The 22,298-nt window shown below is 66.6% G+C and carries 17 protein-coding genes and 6 pseudogenes; 9 read left to right on the plus strand and 14 right to left on the minus strand.

The features are described from left to right. Nucleotides 1-27: 27 nt before the first annotated feature. Nucleotides 28-840 (minus strand): annotated as a pseudogene (locus tag OG395_RS56955) (IS701 family transposase); the annotation flags it as partial. Between the two features lie 77 nt (nt 841-917). Here OG395_RS56955 and OG395_RS56960 point away from each other — a divergent pair. Continuing rightward, nucleotides 918-2,183: pseudogene (locus OG395_RS56960) on the plus strand (ISAzo13 family transposase); the annotation flags it as partial. 34 nt (nt 2,184-2,217) lie between these two features. Here OG395_RS56960 and OG395_RS56965 read toward each other — a convergent pair. Continuing rightward, entirely contained in the window at nt 2,218-2,949 is a 732-nt protein-coding gene (locus OG395_RS56965) for a DDE-type integrase/transposase/recombinase (protein WP_327250023.1), read from the minus strand. Nucleotides 2,950-3,422: 473 nt separating this feature from the next. On the opposite strand from OG395_RS56965, the gene ltrA reads away from it, so the two are divergent. Beyond that, a complete protein-coding gene (gene ltrA, locus OG395_RS56970; protein ID WP_327250024.1) occupies nt 3,423-4,682 on the plus strand; it encodes a group II intron reverse transcriptase/maturase in 1,260 nt (419 codons plus the stop codon). Between the two features lie 36 nt (nt 4,683-4,718). Here ltrA and OG395_RS56975 read toward each other — a convergent pair whose 3' ends face one another. Together OG395_RS56975 and OG395_RS56980 are read right to left on the minus strand one after the other, a co-directional pair. Then, a complete protein-coding gene (locus OG395_RS56975; RefSeq protein ID WP_327250025.1) occupies nt 4,719-5,162 on the minus strand; it encodes a hypothetical protein in 444 nt (147 codons plus the stop codon). A 20-nt stretch (nt 5,163-5,182) separates the two neighbouring features. Next, a complete protein-coding gene (locus tag OG395_RS56980) occupies nt 5,183-5,566 on the minus strand; it encodes a hypothetical protein (RefSeq protein WP_327241097.1) in 384 nt (127 codons plus the stop codon). Nucleotides 5,567-5,585: 19 nt separating this feature from the next. Between OG395_RS56980 and OG395_RS56985 the strand changes: the two genes are divergently transcribed. Further along, the gene (locus tag OG395_RS56985) at nt 5,586-6,056 is read left to right on the plus strand and encodes a hypothetical protein (RefSeq protein WP_442818828.1); all 471 of its coding nucleotides are present in this window, start codon (nt 5,586-5,588) and stop codon (nt 6,054-6,056) included. A gap of 19 nt (nt 6,057-6,075) precedes the next feature. Here the strand turns inward: OG395_RS56985 and OG395_RS56990 are convergent. The 9 genes and pseudogenes from OG395_RS56990 to OG395_RS57025 form a co-directional block, all read right to left on the minus strand. Beyond that, a pseudogene (locus tag OG395_RS56990) lies at nt 6,076-6,444 on the minus strand (transposase); the annotation flags it as partial. Nucleotides 6,445-6,671: 227 nt separating this feature from the next. Further along, nucleotides 6,672-6,911, minus strand: a pseudogene (locus tag OG395_RS56995) (transposase); the annotation flags it as partial. Next, nucleotides 6,884-7,108 (minus strand): DUF6245 family protein, encoded by a 225-nt coding sequence (locus tag OG395_RS59045; protein ID WP_442818829.1) that lies wholly within the window; start codon nt 7,106-7,108, stop codon nt 6,884-6,886. The pseudogene OG395_RS56995 and the gene OG395_RS59045, both read right to left, overlap by 28 nt. A 3-nt stretch (nt 7,109-7,111) precedes the next feature. Next, nucleotides 7,112-7,969 carry a carbohydrate ABC transporter permease gene (locus OG395_RS57000; RefSeq protein ID WP_442818845.1) on the minus strand — a complete coding sequence of 286 codons (858 nt, stop codon included), beginning with the start codon at nt 7,967-7,969 and terminating at the stop codon, nt 7,112-7,114. A gap of 29 nt (nt 7,970-7,998) precedes the next feature. Then, complete coding sequence (locus OG395_RS57005) at nt 7,999-9,009, minus strand: carbohydrate ABC transporter permease (RefSeq protein WP_327250026.1); 1,011 nt, start codon at nt 9,007-9,009, stop codon at nt 7,999-8,001. Nucleotides 9,010-9,020: 11 nt separating this feature from the next. Beyond that, the gene (locus OG395_RS57010; protein WP_327250027.1) at nt 9,021-10,355 is read right to left on the minus strand and encodes an ABC transporter substrate-binding protein; all 1,335 of its coding nucleotides are present in this window, start codon (nt 10,353-10,355) and stop codon (nt 9,021-9,023) included. Between the two features lie 403 nt (nt 10,356-10,758). Then, entirely contained in the window at nt 10,759-11,982 is a 1,224-nt protein-coding gene (locus tag OG395_RS57015) for an IS110 family transposase (RefSeq protein ID WP_327250028.1), read from the minus strand. A 186-nt stretch (nt 11,983-12,168) separates the two neighbouring features. Further along, complete coding sequence (locus tag OG395_RS57020) at nt 12,169-13,068, minus strand: IS3 family transposase (RefSeq protein ID WP_327249962.1); 900 nt, start codon at nt 13,066-13,068, stop codon at nt 12,169-12,171. A gap of 29 nt (nt 13,069-13,097) precedes the next feature. After that, nucleotides 13,098-13,394, minus strand: coding sequence for a transposase (locus tag OG395_RS57025; RefSeq protein ID WP_327249963.1), 297 nt, complete (start codon nt 13,392-13,394; stop codon nt 13,098-13,100). 1,215 nt (nt 13,395-14,609) lie between these two features. On the opposite strand from OG395_RS57025, the gene OG395_RS57030 reads away from it, so the two are divergent. Continuing rightward, nucleotides 14,610-16,022: a GH1 family beta-glucosidase gene (locus tag OG395_RS57030; protein ID WP_327250029.1), complete on the plus strand. Its 1,413-nt coding sequence runs from the start codon at nt 14,610-14,612 to the stop codon at nt 16,020-16,022. 834 nt (nt 16,023-16,856) lie between these two features. On the opposite strand, the gene OG395_RS57035 is transcribed toward OG395_RS57030, so the two are convergent. Further along, nucleotides 16,857-19,967 (minus strand): helix-turn-helix transcriptional regulator, encoded by a 3,111-nt coding sequence (locus OG395_RS57035; RefSeq protein ID WP_327250030.1) that lies wholly within the window; start codon nt 19,965-19,967, stop codon nt 16,857-16,859. A gap of 41 nt (nt 19,968-20,008) precedes the next feature. Between OG395_RS57035 and OG395_RS59050 the strand changes: the two are divergent. From OG395_RS59050 to OG395_RS57055, 5 genes and pseudogenes are all read left to right on the plus strand, one after another. Further along, nucleotides 20,009-20,545 (plus strand): annotated as a pseudogene (locus OG395_RS59050) (hypothetical protein); the annotation flags it as partial. Nucleotides 20,546-20,633: 88 nt separating this feature from the next. Then, complete coding sequence (locus OG395_RS57040) at nt 20,634-21,002, plus strand: hypothetical protein (RefSeq protein WP_327250031.1); 369 nt, start codon at nt 20,634-20,636, stop codon at nt 21,000-21,002. Between the two features lie 102 nt (nt 21,003-21,104). Continuing rightward, entirely contained in the window at nt 21,105-21,479 is a 375-nt protein-coding gene (locus tag OG395_RS57045; RefSeq protein WP_327250032.1) for a hypothetical protein, read from the plus strand. Nucleotides 21,480-21,557: 78 nt separating this feature from the next. Next, nucleotides 21,558-21,956 (plus strand): integrase core domain-containing protein, encoded by a 399-nt coding sequence (locus OG395_RS57050; protein WP_327250033.1) that lies wholly within the window; start codon nt 21,558-21,560, stop codon nt 21,954-21,956. Between the two features lie 23 nt (nt 21,957-21,979). Further along, nucleotides 21,980-22,159, plus strand: a pseudogene (locus OG395_RS57055) (cytochrome P450); the annotation flags it as partial. Nucleotides 22,160-22,298 lie beyond the last annotated feature (139 nt).

The raw sequence follows: 22,298 nt of genomic DNA on the forward strand, positions 1-22,298 counted from the left end.
GGTGACGGGGCTTGACGAGGTGGCCCATCAACCGGCGGATCTCCGGGACGCTGAGGGGTATGAGGTCTTGCTCGTCGTCTGCGGTGCCCCTTTTGCGGCTTCTGCGGCGCGGACGGCAGTCAGGTAGGCGAGTGCGGCCATGGCCAGGGTGATGTGCCGGTACCACGCCCGGTAGAGCCTGACCTGGTAGTGGTCCAGGCCGCACTCGCCCTTCGCGGTCTGGAAGCACTCCTCCACTGCCCACCTCGCGGCGGCCACCCTGACCAGGTCTTTCAGCCGGGAGATGGCCGGTCCGTAGCAGACGTAGTGAGCGATCTCGGTGGGGTCGCTGACACTGCGGCGGGCCAGGACCCAGTGCCCGAATCCCTCTTCCCAGCAGGGGCGGATTGCGACGCGGGCCCAGTCGTAGATCCGTTCCCCGTGCGCGCCCTGCCCGCCCGACAGACGCTTCCAGCGTTGCCGTGGCAGCGCGGCGATGAGGTCGTCGACGCGCGACTCGGCCCAACTGGTGGTGATCACGGTGTCGTTGACCTTGGTGGCCAGGACATGCGCGATCTTGCGTTCCTCCAGCCAGGCCCGCGTGTGCTTGACCTGCCCGTACGCCTCGTCCGCGGTCACCCAGGCGAACGGAACGCCGGCGTCGATGGCACGTTGCAGCATCTGCCGGAAATGCTCGTTCTTGGTCGCGAAGGGCACCTCGTCGTCGATCCCGGCAGCGCGGCAGCGGTCCCGGTCATCGGTCCAGGAAGACGGCAGGTAGAGCTCCCGGTCGATCAGGGCTCGCCCCTTCGCCGAGGCGTAGGCCAGGAAGGTCCCGATCTGGCAGTTCTCGGTCCGGCCCGGGACTTGCAATTGAATAACTGTCAGATTTGATCTGAAGCATCGTCATCGTCAGGGTGCCGGTGGGAGGCTGTGGCATGGCTACGCATCCGCAACCCCGTACAGCGGCCGAAGCCCTGCAGACAAAGTTCGACCAGATCCTGCCGCACCTTGATGAGCGCCGTCGTCGGCTCTATCTGGCCAGCGAGGCCACCGCGATCGGCCACGGCGGCATCGCTCTGGTGGCGACGGCCTCCGGTACCAGCACCGCCACCATCGCACGCGGCATCGTCGAACTGGCCGGGCAGCCTGCACCGACCCGTCGGATCCGGGTTCCGGGAGGCGGCCGCAAGCCTTTGACGGCCACCGATTCCGGTCTACTGCCGGCACTCGAGGCGTTGATCGAGCCGCACACTCGCGGCGATCCCGTCTCCCCGCTGCGCTGGACCACGCTGTCGCTGCGCGCCTTGGCATCGTCCTTGACCGACCAGGGCCACCCGGTCAGCGCCACGACCGTCGGGCACCTGCTGCACAACCTGGGCTACAGCCTGCAGGGCACCGCGAAGACCCACGAGGGCGTCGGCCATCCGGACCGCGACGCCCAGTTCGCCCACCTGAACCGCACCGCCGCCGCCTTCCTCAACGACAACCAGCCGGTGATCAGTATCGACACCAAGGCCAAAGAGTGGCTCGGCGACCGCGACCGGCCCGGCCGCACCTGGCGACCGGGCGGAAACCCGATCAAAGTGGACTGCCACACCTTCATCACAAGCGACCAGCCGGTAGTCATCCCCTTCGGGATCTACGACATCGCCCACAACAGCGGCTGGGTCAACGTCGGAACCGACCATGACACCTCCGAGTTCGCGGTGGAGTCCATCCGCCGCTGGTGGCAGCACCGCGGACAAGCTGACCACCCGGACGCCACCCGGCTGCTGATCACCGCCGACTCCGGCGGCTCCAACGATCCCCGCCGCTGGACATGGAAGAAGCACCTGCACGCCTTCGCGCAGGAGAGTGGGCTCGAGATCACGGTCTGCCACTTCCCACCTGGCACATCAAAGTGGAACAAGATAGAACACCGAATGTTCTGCCACATCACCGCGAACTGGCGAGGACGGCCGCTGACCAGCTACGAGGTCGCCCTCGAGACCATCGCCGCAACGACCACCACGACCGGGCTTTCGATCGGGGCCGAACTCGACACCGGTAGCTACCACCTTGGCACGACCGTCACGCCAGCCGAGTTCCACGCTCTGCCGATCACACCGAGCACGTTCCACGGCGACTGGAACTACACCCTCGCACCTGCCCCGCCCAAGCCTCCCGAGGCGCCACGGACTCGTCGCCGGATCGACCCGGCCGGTGGATTTCAAGTCCAGTGAGACGTTTGTGTGGCTATGAGATCTGTGGTGTGGTTTCCCTGCGCTTGGCGGGGTCGTTGATCCACGCTTGCTGGGGTATCTCGGGCGGTGTGGGGCGGCGACCGAAGCGTTCGGGGTGGCGGGCGAACGCTTCGGCGAGCGTGACGGCTCTCTGGTCGCGGACCTCCTCGGCGGTGCCGAAGTGGACGCTGGCGGGCGTGTGCCATCCAATGCCCGAGTGCCGGTGCTCGTGGTTGTAGTACGCGATGAACGCGTCGAACCAATCACGGGCGTGGGCCAGGGAATCGAACCGCTCGGGGTAGTCGGACATGTACTTGGTGGTCTTGAAATGGGCCTCGCTGTAGGGGTTGTCATTGGAGACTTTCGGCCGGGAATGGCTGCGGGTGACGCCGAGGTCGATCAGCAGCTGGGAGACCTTCTTGCTGGTCATGGAGGTGCCCCGGTCGGCGTGGACGGTCTCGGGCACGATGCCGTTGCGCTCGATGGTGTCCCGGATCAACTCCTCGGCACGCTCTGCTGATTCGGCGCGTTCGACGGTGTGGCCGACGATGTAGCGGCTGAAGATGTCGATGACGACGTAGGCGTGGTACCAGGTGCCCTTGGCCGGTCCGGCGAGCTTGGTGATGTCCCTTGTGTCCTGAACACGGAAAGGAAGCGCGTATAGGCGGCTTTCTGTAAGTGATGCTGTACGGATGATGAAGGTTTCGTTGGCCCTTCGAAGTCGCCCTGCGGGGGGAGATTTCAAACCGCCTCATGCTGCGTTGGCTGAAGACCGTCGTGGTGAGCGATGAGGAAAAGGCATCGGAAGAGATGTCAGGTGGGGACCGGGAAGACGAACGCAAGTGAATCGCTGCTGACGTGTCGTAAAACAATCAGGTGGCGTCAAAACCGGGGTGTGGGATAGACCCCGGGATGAGCCTGACGGGAGCCCGTCTATTGGTCAGGTGGCGTCCGGCATGTAGGCGACGTGAGCCCGGTCTGCGGCGTCCGTACGGAACAGGAGAAGGCAGGTCCCGGTACTGTCCCGCCGCTCGGCGGTGGACGAGAGGGAGAACTTCGAGCAGCGGAATCTGCAAGGAGCTGAGTACCGACCCGGGTCCTGCTGGCGGACCGGCCCGTAGTAGTGGGGATGCCCCTGTAACGGGGGCGGAGCGAAGGGGCCGGGTCGTTCGTGACTGTGTTGATCGCGTCAACCGGAAGCACTCCGGGAGGAATTCGGTGGGCCAGTTGAAGTCGAGGACCAAGCCGTTTGAAATTTCCAAGTGGGAGATCAAGGAGGCATGGGAGGAAGTCAGGGCGAACAAAGGCGCCCCGGGAGTGGGCGGGCAGAGTATCGATGACTTCGAGAAGGATCTGAGAGGTAATCTCTACAAGATCTGGAACCGGATGTCATCGGGCTCATACTTCCCGCCTCCGGTGCGCGCGGTGGAAATTCCAAAGTCGCAAGGAAGCGGCACGAGAATGCTCGGCATTCCCGCTGTCGCGGACCGCGTGGCGCAGACCGTCGTGGCCCGGCACCTGATGCGGCGGGTGGATCCAGTGTTCCACTCGGACAGCTATGGGTATCGGCCGGGGCGGTCCGCCTTGGACGCCGTGGAGAAGTGTCGGGAACGCTGCTGGAAACGGGATTGGGTCGTCGAATTCGACATCGCCCGGTTCTTCGACAGCGTGCCCTGGGATCTCCTGGTCAAGGCGGTGGAGGCTCACACCGACGCCGTTTGGGTGAAGTTGTACGTGCGCAGGTGGCTCGCCGCCCTGCTCGTCATGCCCGACGGCTCCCTGCTGCAACGGGAGCGCGGAACCCCACAAGGGGCTCCGGTCTCACCGGTGATGGCGAATCTGTTCTTGCACTACGCGTTCGACCTCTGGATGGACCGGGAGTTCCCGTCCGTCCAGTTCGAGCGGTATGCCGATGACGCGGTCATGCACTGCGTCACGGAGCGTCAGGCCCGCGAGGTCCTGGACGCGCTGCGGAACAGGATGGTCGAGGTCGGGCTGGAACTGCACCCGGACAAGACCCGGATCGTGTACTGCAAGGACGCCAGGCGTCGCGGCTCGCACGAGCACGAGGCGTTCACGTTCCTGGGCTACACCTTCCGCGCCAGAATGAGCCGCGACCGGCAGGGAGTTCAGTTCCTGTCGTTCACGCCAGCCGTCAGCAAGGAAGCCCTGAAGAAGATGGGGCGGGAGGTGCGGTCCTGGAGGCTGCACACCCGCTCGGACCTGTCCTTCGTGCAGCTCGCCCGCAGGATCAACCCTGTGGTGGCGGGCTGGGTCAACTACTACAGCCGGTTCCGGCCGTGGGAGATGAACCCCGTCCTCAGGCGCATCAATGCCTATCTGGTGCGCTGGATCCGGCGGAAGTACGAGCGGTTGGCGCCGAAGCGCAAGGCCATCGCGAAGTTCCAGGAGATTGTGAAGCGATACCCGAGGATGTTCGCGCACTGGCGAGTGACGATGGCGATCTCGGTGGTCTGACGATCAGGGCGACAAGAGCCGTGTAACGGGAGACTGTTACGCACGGTTCTGTGAGGGCCGGGAGGTGAGATTCCTCCCGGCTACTCGGCAGGTGAAGACCTGGGATGGGGCGGTGGCGACCAGTTCGGGCACGGTCTTGGCCGGGTGGGTGGCCTGACGGCGACGCTCGCCGGACTGGCCCTTGTCACGCAGGATCCGGTACATCGTGGAGACCGAGCAGTGATAGCGGCCCGCGTCCAGCTCACGGGCCCAGATCTGCGCGGGCGGCAGCTCCACGTACTCGGCGCTGTTCATCAATTCCAGTACTGCCGCACGCTCTTGATCCGTCAGCGCCGAGGGCTGGGCCTGGACGTGGGAGCGGGGCGTGCGGTCGGTCGGGGGCTTGAGCCTGCGGTAGTGGGTGGCCCGGGAGCGGCCTGTCAGCCGGCACGCGGCCGTGATGCCCAGCTGGCCCTGAACGCCGGTGAACGCGGTGTCCATCACGGGGTCGGTGGCGTGTTTCAGTCCGCGCTCTCGGAGATCATTTCCAAGAGCGCGGAGGCTTTTCCCATCACCTCGAGTGCGGCCTTGTTCCGGGCCAGGTCCTTCTGCAGCCGCTCCACCTGCTGTCGCAGCTTCTCGTTCTCCACCTCCGCGGCGGACTTCTTCGTGCGGGCGGGGCTGGTCCGGCGGTCGACCAGGTTTTCCAGGGCCCCGGCATCCCGGGCGGCCCGCCACTCCTTGACATGCGAGTGGTAGAGGCGTTCCCGGCGCAGGACCGCGCCCTTCTCGTTCCTGGGCGCGGCGTCGTACTCGGCGACGATCCGCAGTTTGTACTCCGAGGTGAAGGTACGGCGCTTCGGCCTCGGTGCCGGGTCGGACCCGACGGGCTCAGTGCTGGGCATAAGGGGCGGTTCTCCTGTCGTGCCCTCTCAGGCTAACCCCGCAGAACGGGACGTCTCACCCGAGGCTGACAGAGAGGGGGCCCTGACCGAACTGCTCACCGACCCGGCCCTGACGGGCATGGCCCGCTCCGACTTCGACCACTTGGTGGCGGTCTCGGAGCCGTACTGGGACGCCTTGGCCGAGGCAGCATTCCAACGACGCTTTCACCGTCCGCGCAGCTATCTCCACCCGCAGACCAGCAGCCTGGACCACTACCACCGACTGCTGACAGCGTTGTTACGCCGCCGCAGAGCATCGACGAGTACGCTCCTGGCCCACTTGCTGGGCGTCACCCGCACCAACCTGTCCAATCAGTTCCAGGACGGGCACCGTCTCCTGGACCTGCACAAAATCACCGTCAAGCCATTGCCCGGAGCGCCCGCCCGCACCCTGGAGCAACTGAAGGCCCGTGGGACGCCTATCGAAAGACACCCCACAGATCAAATCTGACAGTTATTCAATTACAAGCCCCCGCGGTGCCCGAGTACTGCCGCTGGACACCGGCGGACTTGGTGCCCTTCTTCAAAAAGCCGGTGTCGTCGCAGATCAGGACGCCGTCCGCACTGCCGATGGTCTCCACGACGAAGTCGCGGATGTCGTCGCGGACGGCGTTCTCGTCCCAGTCGGAGTGGTTGAGCAGGCGCTGGACGCCGTCGGGGCGCAGCTGCCCGACCTGCTCCGACAGCGTCCACCCGTTCTTTTTCTCAAGCGGCGCGAGCAACCCGTTCAGGTAGTCCGACGCCCGCTCGCGGGGCTCCGACCTGCCGAAACGGTGGGCGAACCGGGCATGGAACCCGGCTATCCCCTCGGACCACGACTCGACCTGCTCAACCGTCAACGATTCATCGCACAGTCGGAACAACGAGCCACTCCGGTACCTGTCACGGCAGATGCGGTTGCAGTATTAACCGGTCGCACCAGCTCTTCTGGTTGCTCAGAAAAGACGTCCAACCTCACGGAACTACCGTCCGGGAACTCTGCAACATGCTGCCTTCCGACCACGCACTTCTCCGGTCACGTCCGGTGGCGTGGTGTAACGACGGCCACGGTGATCCACTGTGAAAGCTAGGCGGTGAGGACTGCCGGGTTCGTTGTCTCGGCGGTATTTCCTTCGATCAGGTGAAGGCGGCTGCGGCCGAGGATCCCGGGTCCCATGTAGCGGCGCTGTTCGGCCCATTCGTCGCTCTGCTCGGCCAGAAGGGCGCCGATCAGGCGGATGATGGCGCCTCGGTCGGGGAAGATGCCGACGACATCGGTCCGGCGCCTGATCTCCTAGTTCAAGCGCTCCTGGGGGTTGTTGGACCAGTTCGGACGGCCGACCGGCCCGACGACGAGCTGTGCTGCTGACGACCTACAGGCCGACCGACTTGGGCATGTCCAGCAGGGTCTGTGTTGTTGACCGCGGCCTGCAGCGACTCGCGGGCCGCCCGCAGCAGCCCGGCCTGCGCGTCCGGGGTCTCCACGCCGCCGGCCACGGTCGCCGCGTAACTGGCGCCGATCACGGCTCAGCCCTTGACTGCACCCCGCATGATCCCACCGACGATCTGCTTGCCGAACAGCGTGAAGGCGAGCAGCAGGGGTAGGGTGCCGAGGAGTGCGCCGGCCATGATGACCGACTGGTCCGGGATGTAGCCGCGACCCAGGCCGGTCAGAGCGACCTGTACGGTCGGGTTGTCCTGGGTCAGCGCGATGATCGGCCAGAAGAAGTCGTTCCACGCCTGGACGAAGGTGAGCATGGCCAGCACCGCCATTGCGGGCCGCGCGGCCGGGAAGACCACATGCCATAGCATGCGCAGGCTGCTCACGCCGTCCACCCGAGCTGCCTCGATCAGCTCGGTCGGCAGCGCCTCGGTGAGGTACTGCCGCATGAAGAACACGCCGAATGCACTGACCAAGGTCGGCAGGATCACCGCCTGCAGCTGGTTCGTCCACTCCAGTTCGGCGACCAGCATGAACAGCGGCACCACGCTGAGCTGCGGCGGCACCATCATGGTGGCAATAGTCAGCATCAACAGGACGTTCTTGAGGCGGAAGCGCAGCTTGGCGAAGGCGAAGCCGGCGATGGTGGAGAACAGCACGGTGCCGAACGAGATCGTGGCCGCCACCGTGGTCGTGTTGAGCAGGGCCAGGCCCATGTTGCCGTCGGACCAGGCCGTCTCCAAGTTGGCGAAGATCCTTCCGCCGAACCAGAAAGGCGGGGGTGTCTCTGCCAGCCGGGTGTTGGTACGGGAGGCGGCGATGGCTGTCCACACCAGGGGGAAGAGGGAACCAGCGGTGAAGAGGATCAGTACGGCGTAGGTGATCCTGCCACCGCTCAGTTGCCCGTCCACGTGGCGCGCGTCGCCCATGCGCCGCGGTGTCATGCGCTGCTGCGCAGTGATGGCCTTCGCCGTCATACTGCTTTCTCCTCACGACCCTTGCGCAGTGCCCGCGCCACAACGAGATAGAGCGGAAAAATCACCATCAGGATCAGAAACATCGTCCAGGCGATGGCCGCTGCCCGGCCGAGGTGGAAGTTGATCCAGCCCTGCTCGTACATGTAGAGGCCAAGGGTCTGGAACTGGTGTGAGGCGCCGCCCTTCTGGCCGCCAGCCCCGCCGAACAACAGCGGCTCGCCGAACAACTGGGTCGCGCCGATCGTCGAGACGACCACGGTGAATTGGATCGTCGGCCGCAGGGAGGGGATCGTCACGTGGATGAACTGCTGCCAGCGGGAGGCCCCGTCCAGGGCTGCCGACTCGTACAGGTCGTTCGGCACGGCCTGCATGGCGGCCAAATAGATCAACGCGTTGTATCCGGTCCACCGCCAGATCACGATCGACGAGACTGCGATCTGCGAACTCCATTTGCCGTTTTGCCAGTCGATGGTGTCGATCCCGACCTGGCCGAGTGCCCAGTTGACCATCCCGTAGTCGCGTCCGAAGAGCAGCACGAAGACGAGTGTCGCGGCCGCCACCGAGGTGGCGTATGGGGTGAGCATCGCGACCCGGAAGAACGTTGAACCGCGCAGGCGGTAGTTGAGCAGTTGCGCGATTCCGAGCGCCATCAGTAGCTGCGGGACTGTCGATATCACCCCGATGGTGAAGGTGTTACGCAGCGCGTTCCAGAAGAATTCGTCCTCCAGCAGGCGCGTGTAGTTGTGCAGCCCGTCCCACTCCATCGCTGTCGGGTCGTTCAGCGAGACCTGGTGCAGCGACGTCCATCCCGTATAGAGCAGCGGGAAGAGGCCAAAGGCGGTGAAGAAGAGGAAGAAGGGTGCGATGAAGGCGTACGGGCTCCAGCGTATATCTCGCCGGTAGCGGCGGTTGCGCCGTTCGGCTTTGCGCTCTGCTTTGAGCCGCTCGCGGTGGGCAGCGCCCCCCTGCTTGGCGGGGGGCGCAGCCGTTCCGGACTCGACAGCCATCGGTGTCGCCGTCACTGGTCCAGGGCGTTGTCGATGTCTTTCACCGCCGCGGCCCAGCCCTGCGCGGGCGTCTTGCCCTGCTGCTCGACCTGGAGGATGCCGACGTCGGTGATGGTGTTCTGGATGATCTGGTCCTTCTCGCCGACCACCAGCGTCGGGATGTCTTTGGCGGCGTCGGTGAAGATCTCACCGATGGGGGCGTTGTCGAAGAACGCGTGCTTAGCATCGGCGACTTCGGGTAGCTCGTAGGCCGCCTGCGAGCTGGGGAAGCTGCCCTGCTTCGCGAAGAGCTTGGCCTGCTGCTCGGGTGCGGTCAGCCAGGTGGCGAGCTTGATTGCCTCGTCCTTGTTCTTGGCCGCCTCGGGGACGCTGAGGAAGGAGCCGCCCCAGTTGGCGGGCTTGGGGGCCGAGGCGATGCCCCACTGGTCCTCGGCCTTCGTCCCGGCCTTCTCCTTAATGTAGCCAAGCATCCAGGGTGGGCAGGAGACGGTGGCGAAGCGGGCGTTGGCGTATGCCTGATCCCAAGTCTGGTCGAACTGCTTGAGCTTAGCTGTCATCTTCCCGTCGATGACGTCCATGGCCAGGTTCCAGGCCTCTTTGACGGCCGGGCTGTCCTTGTAGATGAGCTTGCCATCCTTGTCGTAGTAGCGCTCTTCGCTGCCCGAGATGACGGCGTTGTAGACCCCTCCTGCGGCGTCCATGAAGGTTGTGCCCTTGGGGGCGTTAGCCATGTAGTCCTTGCCGGCGTTGACATATTTCTGCCAGTCGCCCGTCCACAGCTTCCCGACCTTCTCCGGGTCGGTCGGCAGCCCGGCCTTTTTGAACAAGTCCTTGCGGTAGCAGATCGCTATCGGCCCGATGTCGGTGCCGAGGCCGACCGTCCTTCCGCTCGCTGTGGTGGCCTGCGCCCACTTCCACGGGACAAAGCTGTTCTTGTCGACGCCCTGAGCCTTGCCAAGGTCGACGAATTGGTCGGAGTGCCGGTTCACGATCTCGGCGATGTTGCCGACCTCGAGGGCCTGGATGTCCTGCATGCCGCTGCCGGCTCCGAGATGGGTGAGCAACTGCGGGTAGTACTGGTCGAGCCGCTCGATCGAGGTCTCCTTGACGGTGACGCCGGGGTTGAGTCTCTCGTACTCGTCGTACAGCCCGGCCTGCTTGTAGCCGAAGACGCCGAAGACCCCGATGGTGACTGTGATCTTCCCCTTGCCGTTCGTGCCGCCGCCCGAACTCCTGGTCCCCGGTGTGTCACTGTCGTCGGCGCAGCCCGCCAGCAGGACGGCGCCCAGAGCGACGACCGCCGTGAGGGCAGCCGCCCGGTGGGAGGTGTGGGACTTCAATCGCATTTCGTCCTCCTGTGCAACTAACGGTCAGATCCGGCACCCCGTGATCGGCCCGCGACTCCAGCGACATCCAACCCCGCCCTCGATCGACGAACGACACGATCGTGGCAGCTCGGACAGCCCCTCATCACCGGTTTGCGGATTTCCCAACGGAGTCCTTCAGGGCGGGGAGGGGTCACGGGCGCCTGACGATTCCTGCTTCCGTCGCTGGGGGGTGCCCCTATCTGTTTCGTCAAGCCTGGCGGGGCTGGTTCGTAGGGGTTGGTCCTGGTTTTCGGGAACGTCCCGCGAAGCGGGATGTTCCCGGCGGATCGGGTGCCTGGTGGGCAGCTCGGTGGCCGGCAGGACGGGGGTGGCGTGCCGGCGTGCGGACGTGAGGAGGGCTGAAGGGCAGACGGATGGGGTGTCAGGCTGCGAGGTCGACGTCACTCGGAGTGCGTGGTTCGTAGAGGGCGCCGGTGCGGATCATCGCGTGGATGACGTTCACGCGTTGCCGGGCCAGGCGGAGGACCGCCTGGGTGTGGGTCCTGCCGCGTGCGCGCTGGCGGTCGTAGTAGATCCGGGAGGACGGGTCGCTCTTGCAGCCGATCGCGGCGAACGCGGCCTGGAACAAGGCACGTTTGAGGAGCCGGTTGCCGCGGTGGGGTGCGTGCTCACCGCGGATGGAGGTGCCCGAGGACTTCGTGGCGGGGGCGAGTCCGGCATAGGAGGCGAGGTGTCCGGCGGTGGGGAAGCCGGTGCCGTCACCGATCGCGACGATCACCGCGGCCGTGGTCCTGACGCCCAGACCGGGCAGCGACGTCAGGAGATGGAAAAGAGGGAGGGCCTCCAGCAGGACGGCGATCTCCTGCTCGGTGGCCTGACGCTGGGTATGGGCGGCGGCGAGCTGGGCGGCCAGGCCCGGCACGATCAGCGCGGACGCCTCGGTGCCGGGAACAACCAGGGTCTGCTCGGCAAGCGCGTCGTAGATCTCGGTGGTGAGGTGGTGGGCCTTGCGCGAGCCGTGTGCCTTCAGCAGAGCCTCGCACCGCGTGCGGCCGAGCTTCTTCAGCCTGGCCGGCGAGCCGTGCCTGGCCAGGAGGGCCAGGACGTAGGGGTAGGCCAGGCGCGGGCCGAGCACTCGCTCGAGGGAAGGATGAATCTGGGAGAGCAGACCGCGCAGCCGGTTGGTGGTGCGGTTGACCTCGCCGGCCAGGTCGTTGTCGTAGCCGGTGAGCATCGTCAGCTCGGCCAGCACCTCGTCGTCGCGGTCCACCGCGCGCAGGGTGTGCGGCATGGACCGGGCGGTCTCCGCGATCACGAACGCGTCGCGGGCATCGGTCTTGGCCTCGCCCGGGTGAAGGTCGGCTGCCCGCCGCATCGACAACCCGGGCAGGTAGGCGACCCGGCAGCCCGCCGCGCGGGCTGCCGTCAACGGCAGCGCGCCGATGTTGGCCACCTGGTCCACGATCACCAGTACGGTGCCGAACTTCGCCACCAGTTTGGTGAACAGCTCCAGCAGCTTCGGCTCGGTGTTGGGCAGCCGTTTGTCGTGCACGGTTCTGCCGTCCGCGGTCCGGCCGTGGGCGTGGTGGAACTCCTTGCCCAGGTCCAGACCGAGGAAGAGATCTGTCGCGGTCGTGTCGACCATGTGCGCGTGCCCCTCGCCTCTCGTCGCCTCAACTCCCAGCCGTCCCTGCGGCACCACACGCCGGCAACCACGTTACGCAGACATCCCCACCCGCAAAGCGGTCCGGCATTGCGCCGGACCAGGCGGTCGTCAGGCCCCTCATCAGCGGTCAAGCGGTGTCAATCCCCTGATTTCGTAGAGACCTTGTTATGCAACTTGGCCCTGATGGTGGGTGTGGTTGCGTGCTTCTTGGATGGTGTTCTCGAACGTGACGGGCGGCTGCCCGCCGGCGGCGCTGTGGCGCCTCCTCGTGTTGTAGAAGTCGGTGATCCAGGTCGCGGTCTTGATCCTGGCCTCGGCCCGGGTGTCGAAGCGGTGCCGGTGCACGTACTCGACCTTCAGCACAGAGTGGAACGACTCCGCGGCGGCGTTGTCCAGCGCCGACCCCACGCGCCCCATCGACTGCACGACACCCCACCGGCCGCAGAGCTGCTGGAACGCCGCACTGGTGTATTCCGAGCCGCGGTCCGAATGAAAGATCACGCCGTCCACCTCGCCACCCCGGGTGGCGATCGCCATCTGCAGTGCGGCGCTGACCAGGGCGGTGTCGTGCCGGGAACCCATGGCGTAACCGAGTGCCCGGCGGGAGAACGCGTCGTGGACGGAGGCAAGGTAGAGCTTGCCCTCGCCGGTGTCAATCTCGGTCATGTCGCCCCACCACAGCACGTCCGGAGCGATGGCGTCGAACCCGCGTCGCACCAGGTCAGGAGAGGCTTTCCGTTTGCCCTGCCGCGTCAGCGACTTGCGCCGACGCGGCGGCCTGCGGCCCTGGAGGCCGAGCTCGGCCATGATGTCGGCGACGGTGTTCCGCGACACCTGCCAGCCCTCCTCCCACAGATCCAGCGTGATCCTCGGCGAGCCGTACGTCCTGCCCGACCGGTCGAAGAAATACCGGATCCTCTCCGCCAGCTCGGCCCGTCTCACCTCGCGTTTCGTCGGCCGGTCAGGGCGCCGGTGCCACTTGTAGAACCACGCCTCCGACACCCCCAGAGCACGGCACGAGACGCGATACGGAATGTTGCACTCGGTCTTCTGGTCGCTGATCACCCCGACGACAGCCGTCGGGTCCGCCGCAGCTACTTCACCCAGATGACCATGCAGCGTTTGAGGACATCACGCTCCATGACCAGCTCCTTGTTGTCCTTCCGCAGCTGGGCGTTCTCCCGCCGCAACCGGACCAGTTCCTCGCTCTCCACCGCCTGGCCGGCCCCGGCCCCGCCGACCCTGCGGGCCCGCGAGACCCAGCTCGCCAGCGTCGTCTCGTTGATCCCCAAATCCTTCGCGACCTGCCCGACCGGCTTCCCGGTCTCGGTCACGATCCGCACAGCCCCCTCACGGAACTCCGCGTCGAACTTCCGCCTCTTCTCCGCCATGACTCCCAACTTCCCCTGCAGTCACGGTCTCTACGCTACGAGGGAAGACTCAGCGGTGCCCCGAAGCCCGGCGGCAACACCCCCCAGGTCATCGACTTCGACAGGGGGCACACAGCCATACCGGACCCGGGGGCCAGGCACCCCATTGCGGGGCCACGAAAACGGTAACGGGGCATAGGTTCTGCCAGACGGACACCGCAACTGACCTTTCGCGCCGCGCACCGACCGAATCAAGTCATTCCCGGGGCGGCGTGAACCTTGTCGGGAGGACCTCGTAGTCACGGGTGCCCGATCCGGGGTCTTGGATATACGCGGGCTTTGCATAGTGCAGGAGAAGGCGGACAGACTGAGGTGTGCGGTCGAGATCACGGAGGCAGCGGTGGCAAAGCTAGCCGTCCTGTCGCGCCGCCAGGAGCCCGGGCTGGCACCGGCACCTATGCGAACCTCCCGGCCAAAACGCAGAAAGAGCATGATGAGGGCTCACGGACGAGGACGACACCGAGACGAGGTCCCAGCCCGCCGTTCTGGACGAGGATGAGGATGCCCGTGCCCTGGTACAGGCGGTTCGTCGTGTTGATCGATCCGAGGAGTGCCCCCTGGGGGGCGATCGCTTACCTGGACACACTGGAGAAGCCAGGATGCACGAGCGCCAACCCGAACGCGCAGGGCACCTGCATCTGCGGACGACTCCTTGTGGCACGCCTGCGCAGTGCCACGGCCGACGTGCCGTTGGCCTGGCCGCGAGCGCGTGATGTGCTAGATGGCTCCTCGCGCAGAGCGGTGGATGCCGGGCACATGCGTCGATCAAGGACCGTGCTGTGCGTGATGCCTGGCCCTGACATGGCTGTTCGCGTGCCGAGACGATCCCTCGCTCGAGGTGAGCCGAGCCGAGCCTGGCGTGCCAGGGGCATTGGTGGCCCACGATGTGGAGTGGCGAGCCGGTTGCTCGGCGGCTCTCTCGTCGAGGCAGTGGGTGCGCGCGGTCACGGTGACGTCTCCCGTGGCTGGTGTGAGCGTCGGTGCGGCACTAATCCAGGGAGTGCTCCACGCACGGGTGCCTTAATGCCACACCGACAGCGGCCAGAAACCTCGGGACAGGCCCGGCCACTGGGCCGGGATGCTGCAAGATGCGGTGGATGCTCACACGTGTGGGCCACACCCGATCACAGTGACATTTCAGGCTCAAACCAGCTTCCTGCGTTGGGAGTCCTCTCCATGTCCACCTTCCCGCCCGGTTTCCGGTGGGGCGTCGCCACATCCGCATACCAGATCGAAGGAGCGGCACGCGAGGACGGCCGCGGCCCCTCCATCTGGGACACCTTCAGTCACACGCCAGGGAAGATCGCCGGCGACGAGAACGGCGACGTCGCCGTCGACCACTACCATCGCTACCGCGACGACGTGGCGCTCATGGCCGAGCTCGGACTGAACGCGTACCGCTTCTCGGTGTCTTGGCCGAGGGTGCAGCCGACCGGGTGCGGCCCAGCCGTCCCGCGCGGTCTGGACTTCTACCGTCGGCTCGTCGACGAACTGCTCGGTTATGGCATCAAGCCTGCCCTCACCCTGTACCACTGGGACCTGCCGCAGGATCTGGAGGACGCGGGCGGCTGGCCCGAGCGCGACACGGCGTACCGGTTCGCCGAGTACGCTGCGCTGGTCGGTGAGGCCCTGGGCGACCGGGTCGAGCAGTGGATCACGATCAACGAGCCGTGGTGCGGGGCATTCCTCGGCTACGGCTCGGGCGTGCACGCGCCGGGCCGCGCCGACCCGGTGGCGGCCCTGCGCGCCGCCCACCATTTCAACCTCGCCCATGGCCTGGCCACATCGGCCCTACGCGGCGTCATGCCGTCCAGTAACAGCATCGCGGTGAGCCTCAACTCGGTGAGCGTTCGGTCGGTCACGGACTCGCCCGAGGACCAGGTGGCCCGGCGGCGCATCGACGACCTGGCGAACGGGATCTTCCACGGTCCGATGCTGCACGGCGCCTACCCCGAGCACTTGTTCGGGGACACTGCCCAGGTTACGGACTGGTCGTTCGTACGCGACCAAGACCTGGCGGTCAGCCACCAGCGGCTGGACTGGCTGGGCCTGAACTACTACACGCCCGCACTGGTGTCCGCGGCCGACGACCCCGCCTCCGCGTCCTGCATGGAGGGGCTTGGCACGAGCGCGCACTCTCCTTGGCCGGGCGTGGACGACATCTCTTTCCACCAGCCGCCGGGCGAGCGCACTGCGATGGGCTGGACCGTCGACCCGTCCGGTCTGTACGACCTGCTGCTGCGCTACAGCGGAGAGGTGCCGGGACTGCCCCTGTACGTCACCGAGAATGGGGCCGCGTATGACGACAAGCCCGAGCTGGACGGCCGGGTACACGACGCCGAGCGGATCGCCTATCTGAACGGGCACCTGTCCGCCGTTCGCCGTGCCATCCAGGATGGGGCGGACGTACGCGGCTACTACCTGTGGTCCCTGCTGGACAACTTCGAGTGGTCGTACGGCTACGAGAAGCGGTTCGGCTCCGTGTACGTCGACTACGCCACCTTGGCCCGTACGCCCAAGTCGAGTGCCATTTGGTACGGGCGAGCGGCGCGGAACGGATCTCTGCCTCCGGTCGACGACTGCATATAGGCGCGACTACGTGTCAGCACCGAACCGTTCCTGGGCAGTGAGCAGGGTGAGTCCTGGCCCACCGGCGCGCCCCGAACGGTTTTGGGCGCGCAGGTCCTCCGCTTCGCCTCCCGGTCGGCGACGCATATCCCGTATGCGGTCCCTCCCAGGTGGGCGGAAAACCTCACGACATGGCCATATGGGTGTGGCCAGAGGCTACGGGGAGGCCCCGAATCATCTCTCTGGTGACACGGGGCCCCGACTGCTGACGCCACACCCGGCGTCCCAGATCGCACCGAGTAACGTACACCTCGCCAGGTATACCCACAGACCGTCACACCGTTCACCCAACCGGCTATCTGCGCCGAAGCGGCATGGATGCTCAGCAGTTGTGAACTCTTGGGGTAAATGCCGGCGGGACCCACTCGGACATGCCGTTCATGACGCTGCCTGCACAGGTTCCGTTATCCGGCCCGGCAGGGCTGGGACGCCTGAGAGGACGCCGCAATCCACGAGGGCACAGCACCAGGTCGAGGTCACCGGCGATACGGCCTCGGCCTGGCCCGCTATCCGCACGAACACGACGTGACTTTGGCCGGGATCGACCGCCCGGACCTCAAGACCCGCCGCTGGCAGGGCAAGTCCGATCTCCTGGACGCGGAGGCCGCGGCCAGGGCCGCGCTAGCCGAACGTCGCACCAGGAGCCCGGCTCACCCAGGAGATCAACCCGGTCCTGACCGAGCGAGACGCTGTCGGACCAAGAGGCGAATCACGCGTACATCGCGATAGGCCCCAGAGAGCCAGGCTCTCACTGGTGCCGGCGCCTGCTGGGTGTCTCCAGGCAACGGTCCGGTGTTACTGATCGGTGGAAATAACTGTGGGATGGCGGTTGAAGGCTTCCCGGGCGATTTCCACGCGGCTGCTCATCCCAAGTTTGGCCAGGATGTGGGAGATGTGCGTCTGCACCGTGCGCCGGGTGAGGTACATGCTCTGTGCGATGTCGGACGTGGAGCAGCCGGTTGCGACCAGGAGGGCGACCTTGTTCTCGGCCGGGGTCAGGGCGTCCCAGCCGTGCGTGGGCCGCTTAGGCCGGGCGCCGCGCACGCCGCAACGGATCCCGTACTGGCGCAGCCGCCCCTCGGCACGGCGGATGTCCCAGGCCGCGCCGAACCGGCTGTAGAGGTCGAGTGCATCGCCGATCACATGCTTGGACTCGGCCGTGTTCCCTTGCTCAGCGAGAACGACGGCCAGGTCCTCCAGCGCACCCGCCTGCTCCACCCGTACGCCGACGGCTCGGTAGTGCTCTATCGCCGACCGCAACGGCGCCGTATCGCGCTCATACAGTCCTGTGCACCAGTTGGCAGCCGCCGCGGCGCGGGCGGGCACCTGTTCCGCGGCGGCCTCGGTTCGGCAGGCTTCCAGCGCGGCCACGGCGGCGGAGCGGTCATCCACGGCCAGTGCCAGGCGGAGAACCCCCGGCAGCCATTGGTGGATCAGCGTCATCTCGCTGGGCTGCCGGGCGAGGAGATCACCCAGGTGCGATAGAGCACGGGGCTGGTCACCGTCCTGCTCGGCGGCGAGCGCTTGCGCGAACAGCATGAAGTCGGTGTTCTCGCGATCGGCGATCGTGACCGGTGTTTGACGCAGCCCGGCCCTCAGGTGTGCGTCGGCTGTGGCGCGATCATCCCGGCGGACAGCGATGAGGGCGGCTACTCCGTGCCACAGCCACACGGGGCCGCTCTCGCGCAGGCCCCGGTAGGTCATCGCGGAGACGCTGTGGTCGACGGAGTCAAGCTCCGCCAGCGCGTCGTCCCATTGGCCCAGCCAGTACATGAGGACCGCGGCGGTTACGCTGGACATGGTGTCCTCGGCACGGTCGGAGTTGAACAGGAACTGCCGCGCCTCCCGCAGGGCTTTCTCGGCGTCCGACCACCGGCTCAAGTTCTGCAGGGTGAAGATCCTGGCGTGTAGCGCATAAGCCCGCAGGTCCGCGTGGTTGTCGTTGCTGTTCAGCGTCTGTAGCGCCTGGTCCACGCATTCCAGCGCCGACAGGTGCCGCCGCTGCACAGAATGGTTGGCCCACAGATCGGTGAGCGCGTATGCGACGGCGACGGTGTCCCCAGCTTTCTCGCCGATTTCCAGGGCTCGGCGCGCGGTGGTGTCGGCGGCGTCGAGCGCGCCCGTTCCCGCTCGTTGGAACATCGCCAGTGAGGCGAGCAACCGAGCTCGCCAGGCGTCTGGCACGTCGGTTTGCTTCAACGCCTGCTCCAGGGCTGCGACGGCTGCGTGGTTGTCACCGCCACTGAACAGTGCCCGGGCCAGCACCCAGTACATCCGTCCCCGGTCGGCCGGATCCTTCGACACCGCCAGGGCCTGCCGGGCGCGGATCGCGGCTTTCTCGTGATCGCCAGTGCCGATCAGGATCTGGGCAAGGGCCACGCTGAACACGGCACGGTCACTCTCGTCCGCGACCCCATGCTCCAGTTCCCGATGCAGCAGCTCAGTAGCGATGTGCGGTGCCCTGACCACCAGCACCGGTGCGGTGTCGGCGAGCCAGCGCCGGGCCCAGCGGTTGCCGACGCGGCCCGACTCCAGCAGTTGCTGTGCCACCCGTTGAGGCTCGACACTGCCGATGTCGTGGAGCGCCCGGGCCGCGTCCTGGTGCAGCGCGACGCGCAATGCCGTCGGCATGCCGTCGTAAAGTGCCTGGCGGATCAGTGGATGCCGGAATGCCATCTGCTGACCGGCGTCGACGAGGATCCCGGCTGCGGCAGCCTCTTGCAGATAATTAGCGATGCCGATGGTGGACCGGCCCAGGAGGGCTGCCACCTCCGTCACCGCGAACTCCCGGCCGAGCAGCGCGGCCACCCGCAGCATGTCGAGCGCGTCGGCGCCGACGAAGCTCAACCGGCTGTCCAGCGCCGCAGCCAACGACCGCCGGACTGTGCTCAACGAGGTCTCCCGCAGCTCGGCGTGCTCGCCGATCGTCACCCCGCCTTCACGTACCAGGGACTCGACAAGCTCCCGCGCGTACAGGGGATTGCCGCTGGTCTGAGCGGCAAGATCGATCAACGCAGGGCCCGGGGGAGCGCCGACGACATCGGCCAGCAGATCATGGATCGCGTCCGGACCAAGCGGCCCCAGCGAGATCGTTGCCGTGGTGTGGCCGCGTAGAGCGGCGCGCAGTTGTCGCATCCCCCATCCACGGGGAACCGGTCGGCAGGACAGGACCAACAACAGCGGCAGGTGCGCGGCGGTTGATGCCAGGCGCCGGCACACATCCAGTGACATGTCGTCGGCCCACTGCACATCGTCGAGCACGATCATGGTCGGCGCGCTGGTGCAGTCCTCCTCGATGAGGGTGACGAGCATGTCGGGCACTGCGGCGTGTACGGCGTTGCCCAGGAGGACGTCAGGCCACTCGGCGCGCGCGACGCGCAGGATCTCCGCGTTGCGTGGGTCGGTCGCGTGCTGCGTGATCCCGAGGCAGTCGTACAGCAAGCGCAGCGGCAACGGGTGAGTGGCCTGATCGGCGATCCCGAACAGCACTGTGCAGCCCGAGTCCTGGCCGGCCGCGGTCGCTGCGGCGACCAGCGACGACTTGCCGATACCAGGCTCACCTTCGACCAGAACCACGCCGCCGGTGCCCGCTTGCAGCTGTGCGATGGCATCTCGCAGTACCGTCAGCTCCGCCTCGCGTCCCACAAGACGAGCCGGGAGACCCAACGCCATCGTCGATTCCCCTCGCCTCGGAGGCGATATCCGGGGTTTATGGGTGGTATCTCCTGCACCCGCCGTCATGTGGCCTCCACCCCGCCGCACCACCCAATTTCCCGCTCGGCATAAAGCGTACTGCCGCTGTCGCAGCCTGCCACACTCTGCGTTAAGAATCGCCGATCCCAGCACGTCGACGGTGACGATGTGTGCCGCTTCGGCACCACTATGTTGGCGAAGTCCTGCCGTCATGCGGCGATGTGTGAGCACCCAAGCGCGTCCGAGTATGTGGGGTTGTCAGCACCATCACGGGCGACGGCATCCGCGCCACAGCTGCCATGGGCGAGCTGAGAGCCGCCATCGGCGCCCTGGCCGCTCTGAACCTGGAACCGGACGAACTTGTTCAGCGCCTGCACGAGCTCGTCACCTGGCTCGGCCAGGAACCCCCACCCCGGAAGCCGGACCGCGCACCGCGACCGCGGGCGCCACCTGCACCTACGTCATCTGCGACCACGTCAGGCGGCACGGCGCCCTGTCTGTGGCAGGTCACCGGCCGCCGGTCTTCGTCCTCCCGGATGGCACCATGCAGCTCGCCGGCACCCCGCAGGGACCAGCACTCGGGTAGGGACGACCCACCTATCAGACAACGGAACACGAACTGCCCGAGGGAACCGTCCTCATCCTCACCAGCGCCGCCGAACGCAAGGACCGCGCGCCGCAGAACACCACCCAGACACTGGCCCAGGTCCAGGCCGTCTTCACGTCCGGCACCGGCTCACTCCAGGGAGCCTGCCACGCCCTCATGGACATCCTGCCCCCCAGCCCCCTGAGCGCGGCACGAACCTGCTGCCGGCAAAAACCTGCGCCCTCGGCCCCGAGCAGCTGGCGTCCTGGACCCTGTAACCCTCGCCCGAGCACGTGGCCCAGGCACGCAAGCACGCCGCCGACCAGCTTGCCGCCTGGAACCTCAACGACCTCACCCCCACCACCGAACTCGTCGTCAGCGAACCGGTCACCAAGGCGGCCACGCATCTCGCCCCGGTCCTCGGCCTCGGCGAGCTGTGCGGACCGGACACGCACGGTTTCCTCCGCCTCCACCGCGGCCCGGCCTTCACGCGCGTGCGTAGGGCGGTCTCACGAGTTCGACGGATGTACCTCTTCGCAGGTCATGAGGGTGGGAGCCAGGTCTCACGGGCGATCGGTCAGTTGCGGAAGCGCCAGCGGGTGAACACGCACGTTGTCCCCTGCGTGTATAGCGAAAGGGCAATCCGATGGGGCTTCGCCTGACTTGGCAGAACGAAACCCTTGGCCATGTACGCCGTTCTGCGGCTAGTGATGCAGTTCTTACCGACACCCCAACCGGGGACAACCTGAACGAAGGAACACACTGTGCCCGTCAGCCTCGACAAGACCCCGGGACCCCGCCCCGAAGACATGGACCGTGCCCCCGCCTACCGCCCCCAGCTCTCTAAGCTCACCGCCCTGTTCCTCGTGATCGCTGACGACCAAGGCCAGTGGGCATCCGACAACACCACCCCCCGAACCCGGGAGGTCCTCGCCGTCGAACGCGCCGCCACCAACGACGTGGAGCGCGCCATGCGAAAGGCAGACATCACTGAGGAATGCCAGGCGTCCGGTCTCACGCTGGTGGAGGTCTACGCCGACAGCGCCGCGCAGGCCGCCGTACTCGCTTGCCGGGCCCACGCCGACGCCCTGGTGATCGAAGCGGTGGAGAACGCCGTACTCGGCCAGCTTGACGCCTGACTGACAGGCCCGCTACGCGGTCCCTTCCGGAGTGGAGGACCCCGCCACCGAGTTCGCCCATGGTTACGGCACTACTCGATGGCAGACCACCACCGCGCATCCCTGGTCGTGGACGCGCTGACGATGGCCGCCGGACGCGGCGGGCTGAAGCCCGGCTGCATCGCACACTCCGCTCGCGGATCGGAGTACACCTCTGACGAACTCGGTGGCAAACTAGGCCGGTTGGGGTTGCGGCAGTGTATGGGCAGGACCGGCTCGTGCTTCGACAATGCCGCCGCAGAGAGTTTCCTCGCGCTGCTCAAAGAAGAGATCGGCACCCGCAGATGGCCCGACCGGGCCACCGCCCGTGCGGAGATATTCGCCTTCGTCGAGGCCTTCTACAACCGCGAACGGCTACGGAAGCAGCCACCCTGGGGCTACCTCACCCCACGGGAGATCTGGCAGCGACACGAGCAAGGACATGCCCTCGCGGCGTAATGGTGTGCGGCCCTGCTCGCAGCCACGGCCCGCACATCTGCCCCGGAGCCGCTCTCTCGCGGGTGGAAGCCGGCATCGCGCTGCCGGCGCTGTTCGGCCGGTTCCCCGGTCTGCGGCTCGCCGTGCCGGACGAGGAGATACGCAAGCTGCCGGTGATGACGCAGAACGACCTGGAGTCCCTCCCCGTGCGGCTGAACGGCTGAACGGCTGAACGAGGGAGAGGGCGGACCGCCCGTCGTCGTCGCGCCTCTTGGTGGGACGGGGGCACGGTCCACACGGAACTCGGCAGTGGTGAGCGTTATCCGACCGTGTGTCGACAGCATCGTGCGGCATCGGCAATGG

Origin of the sequence: Streptomyces sp. NBC_01320 (assembly GCF_035974375.1) — a bacterium.
Lineage (GTDB): Bacteria > Actinomycetota > Actinomycetes > Streptomycetales > Streptomycetaceae > Streptomyces > Streptomyces yanii.